Below are 12,103 nucleotides of genomic sequence, written 5' to 3'. Positions count from 1 at the left end.
GCATGTACAACCATTATTTCCAGCTGAAGCACGCCCCGTTCTCGATCGCGCCCGATCCGCGCTACCTGTTCATGAGCGAACGGCACCGCGAGGCGCTGGCCCACCTGCTGTACGGCGTCGGCAGCGGCGGCGGCTTCGTCCTGCTGACCGGCGAGATCGGCGCCGGCAAGACCACCGTGTGCCGCTGCTTCATCGAGCAGATTCCCGAGGATTGCCGGCTGGCCTATATCTTCAATCCGCGCCTGAACGCCGAAGAGCTGTTGCAGACGATTTGCGACGAGCTGCGCATCGCGCTGCCGTCCGGGGTGAGCGGCGTCAAATCGTACGTCGATGCGATCAACCGCTACCTGCTCGAATCGCATGCCCAGGGGCTGAACAATGTGCTCGTGATCGACGAGGCCCAGAACCTGTCGAGCGAGGTGCTCGAACAGTTGCGCCTGTTGACCAATCTCGAGACCAGCGAGCGCAAGCTGCTGCAGATCATCCTGATCGGCCAGCCCGAGCTGCGCACCATGCTGGCGCGGCCGGAGCTGGAGCAGCTGGCGCAGCGCGTGATCGCGCGCTATCACCTGGGGCCGCTGTCCGAGCAGGAAACCGGGGCCTATATCGCGCACCGGCTGGCGGTGTCGGGGGCGGTCGGGATGCCGTTCCCGCCGGGCCTGACGCCGCAGGTACACCGCCTGACGCATGGCGTGCCGCGCCGGATCAACCTGCTGTGCGACCGCGCGCTGCTCGGCGCCTATGTCGAGAACAGCCCGCAAGTCACGCGCGCCATCCTGCTCAGGTCGGCCGAGGAAGTGTTTGCCGGCGAGCCGGCCCCACGCAAGCCGCTGCGCTGGCCGCTGCTGGCGGGCGGGGCGCTGGCCGGCGTGGCGATCAGCGCCGCGGCCTGGCAGATGCTGCCGCACCAGGCGCAGCCGGCCGCCGCGCAAGCGGGGGCGGCGGCCGTGCAGCAGGTGGCGGCCAGGCCGGCGCCGCCGTCGATGGAGGGGGCGCCCGTGGCCGGCGCCGATTTCGCGGTCGGCAAGAACGAGACCGATGCGCTGCGCGCGCTGGCGGCCCTGTGGGGGCCGTCGTTCGCCGGCATTGCCGGCGCCAGCCCGAAGGCGATCTGCGAGGCGGCGCAGCGCGCCAACCTGCGCTGTCACCAGGGCCGCGGCGGCCTGTACGAACTGCGCCTGCTGGACCGCCCGGCCGTGGTCACCCTGCACGATGGTCCGCGCACCGGGTATGCGGTGCTGGTCGGGATGGACGAAGACAGCGTGCTGCTCGCCGCGGATGGGCGCCGCGCGCGGGTCGCCATTCCCGCCTTCGTCTCGCGCTTCGGCGGCGAGTTCACGACGTTCTGGCGCATGCCGGGCGCGTTTCGCGACGTCGTGGGACAGGGCGACCGTGGCCCCGACGTCGACTGGATCGCCCAGCGCCTGGCGGGCCTGAACAAGACCACCGCGCCGCCGCTCGACCAGCCGCTGGCGGCGCGCACCCAGGAATGGCTGCGCGCCTTCCAGGCGGCCCAGGACCTGAAGGCGGACGGCGTGGCCGGGCCGCGCACCTATATGCGTCTGAACCAGCTGTCGGGCGTGGCCGAGCCGCGCCTGGTGGCCGGTCCGGCGACGGGAAACTGATATGTCGTACATCCTCGAAGCACTCAAGAAGGCCCAGGCCGAACGCCAGCTGGGCAATGCCCCGACCATCCATGCGCCGCCGCCGATGTATGCGGCGCCGGATCGCGCCCAGGGCGGGAACCGGCGCCATCTCGTGATCGGCCTCGGCCTGGGCGTGCTGGTGGCGGCCGCCGCGTTGCTGTGGGTACGCCACGGGGGCGAGCAGCCGGTGCGGCTGGCGGCGGCGCCGGTGGCCGTGCCGGCGCCGGTGTCTGCGCCCGCACCTGCATCCGCTCCTGATCCTGCTCCTGCGCCGACCGCCGCTCCAGCGCCGGCGCCGCGCGCAGCCGCGCCGGTGGCCGCGAAGCCGGCGCAGACAAGGGGCGTGGCCGAAGCGCCGGCTTCTTCAACGCGGGCCGCGCCGGCGCGCAAGGCGTCAGAACCGGCGCCGGAGCCGGCGTCGACACCGGCGCCAACACCGGCGCCCGTGGCGGCGGCCGTGCCGGCCGGCGACGACAACCTGCGTACCCTGCAGCAATTGCCCGAGGCGGTCAGGCGCGAGATCCCGCAACTGAGCTTCGGCGGCTACATCTATTCGCCGACACCGGGCGAGAGCTTGTTGCTGGTCGATAAGATGCTGCGCCGCGAAGGCGAGGAAGTGGCGCCCGGACTGGTGCTCGAGCGCCTGATGCCGAAGGCGGCGGTGATGAACTACAGGGGGACCCGCTACCGTGTCGCGTACTGAAGCGCCGCCAACGGCGCAACGGCAGGGGGCCGGCCCGGTCCTGGGCGTGGTGGGCTGGTCGGGCAGCGGCAAGACCACCTTGCTGGAAGGGCTGGTCGCGCGCCTGGCGCAGGACGGCTTGCGGGTCAACATCGTCAAGCACAGCCACCACGACATCGAACTCGAACCGCCGCGCAAGGACAGCGCGCGCCTGCGCCTGGCCGGGGCGGCCGAGGTGATGATCGCGTCGCCTTACCGCATTGCCATCATGCGCGAACTGCGCGCCGAGCCGGAGCCGGGGCTGGACGAGTTGCTGGCGCGGCTGTCGCCGGCCGACCTGACCCTGGTCGAAGGCTATAAATGGACATCCCTGCCCAAGCTGGAGGTGCACCGCCCGGGTCTGGGCAAGCCGCCGCTGTTCCAGGACGATGTCACGATCCTGGGCGTGATCTCGGACGCGGCGCGGCCCGTCGATGCGCACGCCGGACTCGCCTGGCTCGACTTGAACGACCTGGGGCAGGTGGTGGAATGGGTTTGCGGATGGTTAAAGTCGCAGCCTCAAGTTCGGGGCGAAGCGGCCGTTAAAGACTGACGTGTCTTTTTCTGGAGAGGTGTATGGACGTCACGAACATTGCAAAGCTTGCAACCAGCATGGCCGAAACCGGTATCCGTCAGGAAGTCGGCGTTTCCATGCTCAAGAAATCCATGGACATCCAGGCGGCATCGGCCGCCCAGCTGCTCGACGCGCTGCCACAGCCGCAAAACCTGCCACCACACCTGGGCAATACGATCAATACCAAAGCTTGAACACAAAGGCGTGAATCCAGCGCCTGAGCGATCGGCGCTGATCGATGCAGAAGGCACGAACTTGAGCGCAAAAGCCAGGTCGAAGATCACATGGGATTGTGTCTTGCCTTTTGAAACCCGGCTTGCATGCCGGGTTTTTGCTGTCGTCGTTTAGTGGAATGCGCGCAGGATGCGCTCCTCGCCCGACCGGTCCTGGTAGCGGTCATTGGCGGCGCGGGTAGCGGCCATCATGCGCTCGAGTTGGGCATCCTCGAAGCGTGACAGTTCTTCATTCGCCGCTTCGAGGGCGAGCGACAGCTTGGCGCGCGCATTCTGGTACAGGGCGCTGGAATAATGATCGGTATTCTTGAGCAGTTCTTCCGCGTTTTCGATCACGAGGCGCAGGTCGCCAATCAATTGCTCCTGCGTTTGTGCAGTGTGTTCAGAGTTTTCCATCGCCTTCACCTCTAAGCCGTATGAGTGACGTCTTAAAATATAAACAAGGAAGCTCCGCTCTGTTTGTTAGTGCGCAAACATAAGACAGCCGTTCTGGTGCCCTATTTCTTCGCACTATAAGCCCGGCGCGCGGGCGTCAACAGCTTACTGCACGGTAATACGCAGGTCACCGACCGAGACGGTCTGGCCACTGCGGATTTTCGCCGTTTTGCGGAGTTCCTGCCGACCATCGACCGACACCACACCGCTGGCGACCATGTTCTTGCCGGCGCCGCCGCTATCGACCAGGCCCACCAGCTTCAGCAGCTGGTTGACCTCGACGAATTCTGATGTCAAATCGAAAACTATTTTTTGCATTCTATCCTCGGGTTGGTGAAGGCGGCGTACGATTGATGAGGTCGCCTAATGTGGACGTGGAACGCCGTCGTTCGATCGACACCGCAGCGTCGTCCGGCTTACACCGGATCCGGATGCGTCATGTCGATCGGCACGATCCACTGGTCGAACTGCCGTTCGTCGACGAAACCGCTCTGCAGGGCGGCCTGGCGCAAGGTCAGGCCGTCCGTCGATGCCTTCTTGGCGATCTGCGCGGCGCGATCATACCCGATGTGCGGCGCCAGCGCAGTCACCAGCATCAGCGATTTTTCCATCAGCTCGCCGATGCGGGCGCGGTTCGGCTCGATGCCCCGGGCGCAATGCTCGTCGAACGAACGCATGCCGTCGGCCAGCAGGCGTGCGCTCTGCAAGAAGTTATGCACGATCATGGGCTTGAACACATTGAGCTCGAAATTGCCCTGCGAGCCGCCGACCGTGATGGCGACGTCGTTGCCGAATACCTGGCAGCACAGCATGGTGAGCGCTTCGCACTGGGTCGGATTGACCTTGCCGGGCATGATCGAGCTGCCCGGTTCGTTCTCGGGAATGGTGATCTCCCCCAGGCCGGAGCGGGGGCCGGACGCCATCCAGCGCACGTCGTTGGCGATCTTCATGAGGGCCGTGGCCAGGGTCTTGAAAGCGCCGTGGGCGCCGACCATGGCGTCGTGGGCGGCCAGGGCCATGAACTTGTTCGGCGCGGTCTTGAACGACAGGCCGGTGCGCGAGCCGAGCTCGGCCGCAATACGCGGGGCGAATTCGGGGTGGGCGTTCAGGCCGGTGCCCACCGCGGTGCCGCCGGCGGCCAGCAGCAAGAGGCCCGGCAGGGTGGACTTCAGCAATTGCTCGGCATAGTCGAGCTGGGCCACGTAGCCGGAGAATTCCTGGCCCAGGGTCAGCGGCGTTGCGTCCTGCAGGTGGGTGCGGCCGATCTTGACGATCGGCTCGAAATCGCGCGATTTGCGCAGCAGGGTGCCGCGCAGCTGGGCCAGCGCCGGCAGCACATTCTTGGCCAGGGCCCAGGCGGCGGCCACGTGCATGGCGGTCGGGAAGATGTCGTTCGACGATTGGCCCATGTTGACGTCGTCGTTCGGGTGCAGCAGTCGCCCTTCGCCGCGCGCGCCGCCCAGCAGCTCCGAGCCGCGGTTGGCCAGCACTTCGTTCATGTTCATATTGCTTTGCGTGCCCGAGCCGGTCTGCCAGACGGCGAGCGGGAATTCGTCAGGATGGCGGCCCTCGAGCACTTCGTCGGCCGCCCGCATGATGGCGTCGGCCTTGTCGCTGGAGAGCTTGCCGAGCGAACGGTTGACCGCCGCCGCCGCACGCTTGACCTGGGCCAGCGCCGCGACCAGCTCGGGCGCCATGCGCTCGGTGGAGATGTGGAAATGGTGGAGCGAGCGCTGGGTCTGCGCGCCCCATAGACGATCGGCAGGCACGTCGATCGGGCCAAAGCTGTCCTTCTCAATCCTGTTTTCCATAAACATTCCTGTTTTACAAGGGGCTGGGATTAAAGAGTTTATCGCAATGTCCGTTAATTACGCTTGGGCTTCTCTTTCGGTATTCCTTATGGCTAGCCGCCTCCCCTTGACCATCACTTGCACGCTGCTGTCCGGCCTCGCCGGCGCAGCCGAACTGGGCGAAGCGCAGGTCGCTTCGTACATCGGCCAGCCGCTCGTGGCGGACATTGAACTGACCATGCTCGCCGCCCCGTCGACCCCGGTCCAGGTGCGCCTGGCCCACCCGAACGTCTACCGCGGCGCCAATATCGGCATGCCGCACATGCTGTCGACACTGAATATGACTGTGACGCAGCGCGAGGGCCGCCAGTTCCTGCGCGTCACGTCGCTGGCCCCGGTCGAGTCAAGCCGCCTGCACCTGTACCTGGAACTGGCCGATGGCGGCCAGCGCGACGTGCGCCTGGTGACCTTGTCGATGGCGCCGGATCCGAATCCCCCGCCGCCGGCGCCGGCCAGGATCGCGACGCCGGTCGTGGCCGCCACGCCGCCGCCGGCCGCGGTCGCGCCGGTCGTGGCCAAGTCGCGTCCGGCGCCGCCCCCCGTGCCGGTCGTCGCGAAGATCGCGCCGGCGCCGAAGCCGGAACCCGCATCCGGGGCCGAGCCCAGGCCGGAACCGCCACGGGAAGCGCGGCCGGCGCCGGCCGCGAAGCCGACCCCGCCGCCCAGGGCGCTGCCCCTGGCGCTGGCCGCACCGCCTGCGCCGGCCGCCTGCGCCCCCGGCATCGACCGTTCGACCGTGTGCGCCGCGCTGGATGTCAAGAATGCGCAATTGCGCGAACAGATCGGCCAGCTGGAAGACAAGGTGAAGGTATTGCAGGTGGCGCTCGGCGCCAGTCCGGCGGCGGTGGGCAAGCCGCAGCTTGCCAACCCGAACACGCCGCATCCGGCGCGGCGGCGTCCGGCGCCCGAACCGGAGGCGTCGACGCCCTGGGGCTGGATCGCCGGCGCCGTTGGCGCCATGCTGGTGCTGGCCGGCGCTGCGCTCCTGATGCTGGTGCGGCGGCGTCGCCAGCGGGCAGGGCAGCTTCAGCCCATGCGCGGCGTACCCTGGATCACGCGCCTGCGCGAGCGTATCGCGCGCAAGAAAACAAGCCCGGAACCGGTCGAGCCGAATCTGGACGAGACCGGGAAGCAGATGTCGACACCAGGGTGACGGTGCGTAATGCAGGACGTGTGATCGATGAGGCCAACAAAAAAGGCACCCGCAGGTGCCTTCGTTCAGGATTCGCCGGGAATCAATGCACCGGGAATCAATGCGCCTGCAGCGCGCGGTCCAGCCGGCCATCGGATGGCTCGGTCACGTCGCGGATCGCGCGGTCATTGGCCATCAGCTGCTTGAGCAGGTCGATCTTGCGCAGGCGCTGGGCGCCTGCCAGGGCAGGCATGCCGGCGGCGGCGCTGCGGGCTTCGACCTTGGCTTCCAGGTTCAGGCTGGCAAACTCGTTCCAATCCCCGGTCTTGGCGGCGTCCGACATCCGACGGGTCAGGCCAGCCAGGTTTTCGTACATCGCGAGGGCGTCGTTTGCGTTCATGTTGCCACCAAAACAATGAAAGTCCGGCCGGATTGCCGGTTGTCTGGTTCTTTTACGGCAGCGGTTTCGGGAACTTTAGGGTTGCCTCGAAAAAATCTTGAATTTTTTTTGAGGCGGTCTGGCATGCCATGCCACGCCGTTGCGCGGCATGGCGCACCGCTTTCGCATCCCCTGGTCAACGATCGACGCGCGGCGACGGCGCCGTTCGCCGCCGGCTGGCATACTGTCGTCATGGATCATGAGAACAAACACGACAAGATGCACGCGGAGGAGCACGACGCGCACGACGCGCTCGACGAGATCGCGCGCCGCACGCTGGCGCATTACGAGCGCAACGCCGATGCCTTCTTCGCCGGCACGATCGACCACGACGTCAGCCAGAACATCGCCGCCCTGCTGGACGCGATCGAGGCTCCGCGCCCGTACACCATCCTCGACCTGGGCTGCGGCCCGGGGCGCGACCTCAAGACCTTCGGCGCGCTGGGCCATCGTGCCATCGGCGTCGACGGCAGCGAACGCTTCGTCGCCATGGCGCGCGCTTACAGCGGCTGCGAGGTTTGGCGCCAGGATTTCCTGCACCTCGATCTGCCTCAAGGCTTATTCGATGGCATTTTCGCCAACGCGGTGCTGTTCCATGTGCCCAGCGCCGCCTTGCCGCAGGTGCTCGCGCACCTGCACGCCGCGCTCAAGCCGGGCGGGGTGCTGTTCAGTTCCAATCCGCGCGGCGACAACCAGGAAGGCTGGAACGGCCCGCGCTACGGCAGTTATCATGATTACCCCACCTGGGAACGCTACCTGCGCGCGGCCGGCTTCACCGCGCTGCATCACTACTACCGTCCGCCCGGCCTGCCGCGCGACCAGCAGCCCTGGCTGGCCAGCGTCTGGAGAAAACCAGGGTAGTTGTTGCGACCTGTTTGTTAAGCGTCGAACAGAACCGCCTGGAAGTTCTACCTATTCTTAAGGCTCATCCACGTCACAGGCAAGGAGACTGCAATGAACAAGGATCAAGTCAAAGGCAAGGCGAAGGAAGTTGGCGGCAAGGTGCAGCAGAAAATCGGCGAAGCCGTCGGCAGCCGCCAGCAGCAGAGCGAAGGCCTGTCGAATCAGGCCGAAGGCAAGGTCCAGAAGAAAGTCGGCGACATGAAGGAAGTCGCCAAAGGCAATCGCTGATCCAGCCCGTCTTCCAGAACGGCCCGGTCGTGAACGCGACCGGGCCGTTCTGCTATCTGGCCGCCGAATTGCGTCCCGGATGATGCGCCAGGCGTCCGGATGGCGACGCCAGGCCAGCGCCCTCAGCCGGGCGCCGCTCCTTGCGCCGGCCGGTCCCCCAGCACGTCTTCTATATAGAGCATCTTGACCAGCACCGACAGCACTGCGGCCAGCGGTGTCGCCAGCGCCACGCCGGCGAAGCCGAACAGGGTGCCGAAGACCAGCTGCATCACGATCACCAGCGCAGGCGGCAGGTCGATCGCCTTGGCTTCGATCATTGGCTGCAGCACATAACCTTCAAGCATGTTGATGGCCGCGAACAGCAGCAGCGCATACATCGCCATTTCCGGACTGATCGACAGTGCCAGCAGCACCGCCGGGATGCCGGCCATGATCGGGCCGAGGTAGGGGATGAAGTCGAGCAGGCCGGCGATGATGCCCAGGATCAGCGCCAGCGGCACGCCCAGCAGGGAGAGGCCGATCGCGGTGGTGGTGCCGACGATCAGCATCGACACCGCCTTGCCGAGCAGCCAGCTGGCCAGCGAATCACCGATCTCATCGATGACCTCGCGCGCGCGGCCGCGCCTGTGCTGCGGGATCAGGCGGATGAAGCCGCCGGTATACACACCCGGCGTGGCGGCAAAATAGATGCCGACGAAAATGATGATGACGACGTTGCCGAGGGCGCCCAGCACGCCCGTGAAGAACAGGCCGGCATTCGGCACCAGCGAACTCATCTGCTTGACGATGTCTTCCGGCGGCGGCAGTTCGTCGACGACGCGCTTGAGCAGGGGATGCTGTTCGACTTCGCCCTGCAGGCGCTCGATGGCGGCCGGGATTTCCTTCGCCAGCTGGGTCGACTGTTCGGAAATCTGCGGCGCCATCGCCCAGCCGCCCAAGCCGATGATGGCGCCGAGCAGCAGCACGACGATGCCGAGCGCGAGCTTGCGCTGCAGATGAAAGCGCCGGTGCATGATCTCGCTCAGTTTATAGAGCAGGATGGCGAACAGGACGCAGGCGAACACCAGCAGCAGCGCATCGGCCGCCAGCACGGCGGCGGCCAGGCCAAGGACGAACAGCACTGCGATGCCATTGACGAGGGTCACACGGCGCGCCAGCCGGCGCTGGCCTTGTGGGGCGTCATGGGTTGCCGGGACGGTGTCGGGAGTGGTGTCATTCATGGGGATTCTCTTCTCGAGCGGCGCGCCGCGTTGCAAAAAAAGATTAGCATTCAAGCCATAAAAATGTCGCGCGGATGGGGTCGCATGACTATGTGCGTGCGCGAACAGATGAGCGGGCGCGAAAGGACTATTCTGAAGTCATCGCATGGCCATCCAGGCATGTATTACTCAAGGAGAACACCATGAACAAAGACCAAGTCGAAGGCAAACTGAAAGACATCGGCGGCAAGATTCAGGAAGGCGCCGGTAAAGCGGTGGGCAGCACCGAACAGCAGGCCAAGGGCCTGGCAAACCAGGCCGAGGGCAAGACCCAGGAAGCCTACGGCGACGCGAAAGAAGGCGTGAAGGATGCCGTGGACGGCGCAACCCGTCCAGCGCCACGTCCGTAAGCCACGCCGCGCTTTTTCGAGCGCAATGAACAACGGCCGCGTCGATCGACGCGGCCGTTTTGTTTTGGAAAACAGCGATCAGTTCGGCTGCGTGCCGCCCAGCTGCCGCTTGAAGTAGGACTCGATCAGGCCATACACGTGGCGCTGGTTGGTGCGACCCGACATGCCGTGCTTGGCGCCCGGATAGGTCATCAGGTCGAACTGCACATTGCGCTTGACGAGTTCGTCGATCAGCAGGGTGGTGTTCGAGAACAGCACGTTGTCGTCGGCCATGCCGTGGATCAGGAGCAGGCGCGATTGCATGCCGTCCAGGTGGGCGAACACGCCGCTGCGCCGGTAAGCTTCCGGATCGCCCTTCGGGGTGCCGCCGACGTAGCGCTCGGTATAGTGGGTGTCGTACAGCGCCCAGTCGGTCACCGGCGCCACCGACACGCCCATCGCGATCTTGCCTGACGCCGCGGAGAGCAGGCGCAAGGTCATGAACCCGCCATAGCTCCAGCCGAACACGCCCACGCGCTTCGGATCGACGAAGCTCTGCCTGGCGAGCCAGTCGATGCCGGCCACCTGGTCTTCGACTTCGTGCTGGCCCAGGTTGTTGTGCAACACATCGGTGAACTGGCGCTCGCGGCGGCCCGAGCCGCGGTTGTCGAGGCGGAAGACCACGAAGCCCTGCTGCGCCATGTATTGGTCAAAATAATTGCCCCAGGCGCGGGTCACGCGCTGCGAATGCGGGCCGCCATAGGTGAACAGGAATACCGGGTAACGTTTGTTCGCATCGAACCCGGCCGGCTTGATGATCGAATAGTGCAGGGTCTGGCCATCGGCCGCCTTCAGGGTGCCGAATTCGGTCGGCAGATGCGCATCGAGGTGGCGCGTGTACGGATGGTCGGCATCGAGTTCGTTCTTTTCGATCCACTCGACCATGCTGCCGTCGGCGCGGCGGATCGATACCTGCGGCGGGGTGTTCGGGTTCGAATAGGTGTCGACGAACAGCTTGCCGTTGCCGGCGAACGAGGCCTCGTGCCAGCCGTCGCCCTGGGTGATGCGGGTCGGCTTGTCGGCGCCGCGACCGTCCAGCGACAGCGCATAGGTCTGCTTGTCGATCACGGCGTCGCGATTCGACGACACATAGACCTTGCCGGCGCCTTCGTCGACGGCCAGGATATTGTCCACGCCCCAGTCGCCGCGCGAGATCGGGTGCAGCAGCTTGCCGTTCAGGTCATACAGGTACAGGTGCTTGCGGCCGCTGCGCTCGGACGCCCAGACGAAGGCCTGGCGGTTCTTGAGGAAGCGCAGGTCGTTATGGACTTCGACCCAGGTAGGGGAGGTTTCCGAGAACAGCGGACGCTGGGCCAGGGTGGCGACGTCGACCGCCACCAGGTCGAGGCGCTTCTGGTCGCGCGTCTGGCGCTGGTAGACGAGGGTTTTGGCGTCGGCGCTGAAGTCGGCGCGCACCAGGTAGATGTCCTTGTCCTGGCCGAGGTCGATTTTGCGCTGCGCGCCGGTGGCCGGATCGACGATCATCAGCTCGATCGCCACGTTCGGGTCGCCCGCGGCCGGGTAGTGCTGGTCGATCACTTCGGTGCGGTCGGCGAAGATCTCGAAGCGGCGTACCACCGGCACCGGCGCCTCGTCGTAGCGGCGGTAGGCGATGTGCGAATCGTCCGGCGCCCAGTAGTAGCCGGTGTGCTGGTCCATCTCTTCCTGGGCGATGAATTCCGCTTCGCCGTTGTGCACGGTGCCCTTGCCATCCGTGGTCAGCTGGCGCTCGGCGCCGGTGGCGAGATCGATCACCACCAGGTTCTGGTTGCGCACGAACGACACGTAGCGGCCACGCGGCGAGATCTTCGGATCGATGACGTTGCCCGAGGCGACCTTGCGCGCGGCTTCCGGCCTGGCGGCATCCACGAGATACAGGTCGCCGCCGATCGGCACCAGCAGCCGCTTGCCGTCGGGCGACCAGTAATAGTTGAGGATGCCCGACAGGCCGGCGGTGCGCGCGCGTTCGCGGCGCGCTTTTTCCTCGAGTGACAATTCCTCGTTCGGCACCAGCTGCTTGGAATCGACCAGGCGCTGCGTCGCCTTGCTCCTGGTGTTGTATTCCCACAGGTCGAGACGGTACTGGTCGTCGGCGCGCGGGCGCAGGAAGGTCACGCGTTCGCCGTCGGGCGAGACGCGCAGGTTGCGCACGCTGGCGCCGGCCAGCGAAGATTCACCGTAGATGCGGTCCAGTGTCAGTCGTTCGGCCATGGCGGGAGCGGCCGCGAGCGCGGCCAGTAGGAGGAGAAGAGGGCGCATGATGTCTCTCGAGGATTATTAATTTACAGCAATCG

General features: G+C 66.0%; 14 protein-coding genes. 8 read left to right on the top strand and 6 right to left on the bottom strand.

Annotation, left to right across the window (positions count from 1 at the left end):
• Positions 1–2 precede the first annotated feature (2 nt).
• The 4 genes from ABIB38_RS15615 to ABIB38_RS15600 are packed head-to-tail and all read left to right on the top strand — an operon-like array spanning position 3 to position 3,135.
• Complete coding sequence (locus ABIB38_RS15615) at positions 3–1,625, top strand: AAA family ATPase (RefSeq protein ID WP_429205186.1); 1,623 nt, start codon at positions 3–5, stop codon at positions 1,623–1,625.
• 1 nt (position 1,626) lies between these two features.
• Positions 1,627–2,349: a general secretion pathway protein GspB gene (locus ABIB38_RS15610; RefSeq protein ID WP_429205185.1), complete on the top strand. Its 723-nt coding sequence runs from the start codon at positions 1,627–1,629 to the stop codon at positions 2,347–2,349.
• Positions 2,336–2,920 (top strand): molybdopterin-guanine dinucleotide biosynthesis protein B, encoded by a 585-nt coding sequence (gene mobB, locus ABIB38_RS15605; protein WP_429205183.1) that lies wholly within the window; start codon positions 2,336–2,338, stop codon positions 2,918–2,920. The genes ABIB38_RS15610 and mobB overlap by 14 nt, the downstream gene beginning before the upstream one ends.
• 23 nt (positions 2,921–2,943) lie before the next feature.
• On the top strand, positions 2,944–3,135 hold the full coding sequence (locus ABIB38_RS15600) for a YjfB family protein (RefSeq protein WP_005668925.1): 192 nt from the start codon (positions 2,944–2,946) through the stop codon (positions 3,133–3,135).
• A 150-nt stretch (positions 3,136–3,285) separates the two neighbouring features.
• On the opposite strand, the gene ABIB38_RS15595 is transcribed toward ABIB38_RS15600, so the two are convergent.
• The 3 genes from ABIB38_RS15595 to fumC form a co-directional block, all read right to left on the bottom strand.
• Complete coding sequence (locus tag ABIB38_RS15595) at positions 3,286–3,570, bottom strand: DUF883 family protein (RefSeq protein ID WP_429205181.1); 285 nt, start codon at positions 3,568–3,570, stop codon at positions 3,286–3,288.
• Between the two features lie 144 nt (positions 3,571–3,714).
• A complete protein-coding gene (locus ABIB38_RS15590) occupies positions 3,715–3,927 on the bottom strand; it encodes an RNA-binding S4 domain-containing protein (RefSeq protein ID WP_005668930.1) in 213 nt (70 codons plus the stop codon).
• Positions 3,928–4,025: 98 nt separating this feature from the next.
• Positions 4,026–5,420, bottom strand: a complete 1,395-nt coding sequence (gene fumC, locus ABIB38_RS15585; protein WP_429205180.1) for a class II fumarate hydratase — start codon at positions 5,418–5,420, stop codon at positions 4,026–4,028.
• A gap of 88 nt (positions 5,421–5,508) precedes the next feature.
• On the opposite strand from fumC, the gene ABIB38_RS15580 reads away from it, so the two are divergent.
• Positions 5,509–6,612 (top strand): type IV pilus assembly protein FimV, encoded by a 1,104-nt coding sequence (locus ABIB38_RS15580; RefSeq protein WP_429205178.1) that lies wholly within the window; start codon positions 5,509–5,511, stop codon positions 6,610–6,612.
• A gap of 97 nt (positions 6,613–6,709) precedes the next feature.
• Here the strand turns inward: ABIB38_RS15580 and ABIB38_RS15575 are convergent, their stop codons facing one another.
• The gene (locus ABIB38_RS15575) at positions 6,710–6,991 is read right to left on the bottom strand and encodes a flagellar protein FliT (protein WP_429205176.1); all 282 of its coding nucleotides are present in this window, start codon (positions 6,989–6,991) and stop codon (positions 6,710–6,712) included.
• Between the two features lie 258 nt (positions 6,992–7,249).
• Between ABIB38_RS15575 and ABIB38_RS15570 the strand changes: the two genes are divergently transcribed.
• Positions 7,250–7,891 carry a class I SAM-dependent methyltransferase gene (locus ABIB38_RS15570; protein ID WP_429205293.1) on the top strand — a complete coding sequence of 214 codons (642 nt, stop codon included), beginning with the start codon at positions 7,250–7,252 and terminating at the stop codon, positions 7,889–7,891.
• Positions 7,892–7,984: 93 nt separating this feature from the next.
• On the top strand, positions 7,985–8,161 hold the full coding sequence (locus ABIB38_RS15565; protein ID WP_429205175.1) for a CsbD family protein: 177 nt from the start codon (positions 7,985–7,987) through the stop codon (positions 8,159–8,161).
• A 122-nt stretch (positions 8,162–8,283) separates the two neighbouring features.
• On the opposite strand, the gene ABIB38_RS15560 is transcribed toward ABIB38_RS15565, so the two are convergent.
• The gene (locus ABIB38_RS15560; protein WP_429205174.1) at positions 8,284–9,381 is read right to left on the bottom strand and encodes an AI-2E family transporter; all 1,098 of its coding nucleotides are present in this window, start codon (positions 9,379–9,381) and stop codon (positions 8,284–8,286) included.
• A 182-nt stretch (positions 9,382–9,563) separates the two neighbouring features.
• Here ABIB38_RS15560 and ABIB38_RS15555 point away from each other — a divergent pair, with 182 nt between their 5' ends.
• Positions 9,564–9,770 (top strand): CsbD family protein, encoded by a 207-nt coding sequence (locus tag ABIB38_RS15555; RefSeq protein ID WP_429205172.1) that lies wholly within the window; start codon positions 9,564–9,566, stop codon positions 9,768–9,770.
• 78 nt (positions 9,771–9,848) lie between these two features.
• Here ABIB38_RS15555 and ABIB38_RS15550 read toward each other — a convergent pair whose 3' ends face one another.
• The gene (locus ABIB38_RS15550; RefSeq protein ID WP_429205171.1) at positions 9,849–12,068 is read right to left on the bottom strand and encodes a S9 family peptidase; all 2,220 of its coding nucleotides are present in this window, start codon (positions 12,066–12,068) and stop codon (positions 9,849–9,851) included.
• Between the last annotated feature and the right edge of the window lie 35 nt (positions 12,069–12,103).

The organism is Massilia sp. UYP11 (genome assembly GCF_050434805.1).
Taxonomy (GTDB): domain Bacteria; phylum Pseudomonadota; class Gammaproteobacteria; order Burkholderiales; family Burkholderiaceae_D; genus Telluria.
This window is presented reverse-complemented; position numbering and strand designations above follow the sequence as displayed.

Coding starts and splice junctions, on each gene's coding strand:
- ABIB38_RS15615 (WP_429205186.1), top strand. CDS start 3: ATGTACAACCATTATTTCCAGCTGAAGCACGCCCCGTTCTCGATCGCG.
- ABIB38_RS15610 (WP_429205185.1), top strand. CDS start 1,627: ATGTCGTACATCCTCGAAGCACTCAAGAAGGCCCAGGCCGAACGCCAG.
- ABIB38_RS15600 (WP_005668925.1), top strand. CDS start 2,944: ATGGACGTCACGAACATTGCAAAGCTTGCAACCAGCATGGCCGAAACC.
- ABIB38_RS15595 (WP_429205181.1), bottom strand. CDS start 3,570: ATGGAAAACTCTGAACACACTGCACAAACGCAGGAGCAATTGATTGGC.
- ABIB38_RS15590 (WP_005668930.1), bottom strand. CDS start 3,927: ATGCAAAAAATAGTTTTCGATTTGACATCAGAATTCGTCGAGGTCAAC.
- fumC (WP_429205180.1), bottom strand. CDS start 5,420: ATGGAAAACAGGATTGAGAAGGACAGCTTTGGCCCGATCGACGTGCCT.
- ABIB38_RS15580 (WP_429205178.1), top strand. CDS start 5,509: ATGGCTAGCCGCCTCCCCTTGACCATCACTTGCACGCTGCTGTCCGGC.
- ABIB38_RS15575 (WP_429205176.1), bottom strand. CDS start 6,991: ATGAACGCAAACGACGCCCTCGCGATGTACGAAAACCTGGCTGGCCTG.
- ABIB38_RS15570 (WP_429205293.1), top strand. CDS start 7,250: ATGCACGCGGAGGAGCACGACGCGCACGACGCGCTCGACGAGATCGCG.
- ABIB38_RS15565 (WP_429205175.1), top strand. CDS start 7,985: ATGAACAAGGATCAAGTCAAAGGCAAGGCGAAGGAAGTTGGCGGCAAG.
- ABIB38_RS15560 (WP_429205174.1), bottom strand. CDS start 9,381: ATGAATGACACCACTCCCGACACCGTCCCGGCAACCCATGACGCCCCA.
- ABIB38_RS15555 (WP_429205172.1), top strand. CDS start 9,564: ATGAACAAAGACCAAGTCGAAGGCAAACTGAAAGACATCGGCGGCAAG.
- ABIB38_RS15550 (WP_429205171.1), bottom strand. CDS start 12,068: ATGCGCCCTCTTCTCCTCCTACTGGCCGCGCTCGCGGCCGCTCCCGCC.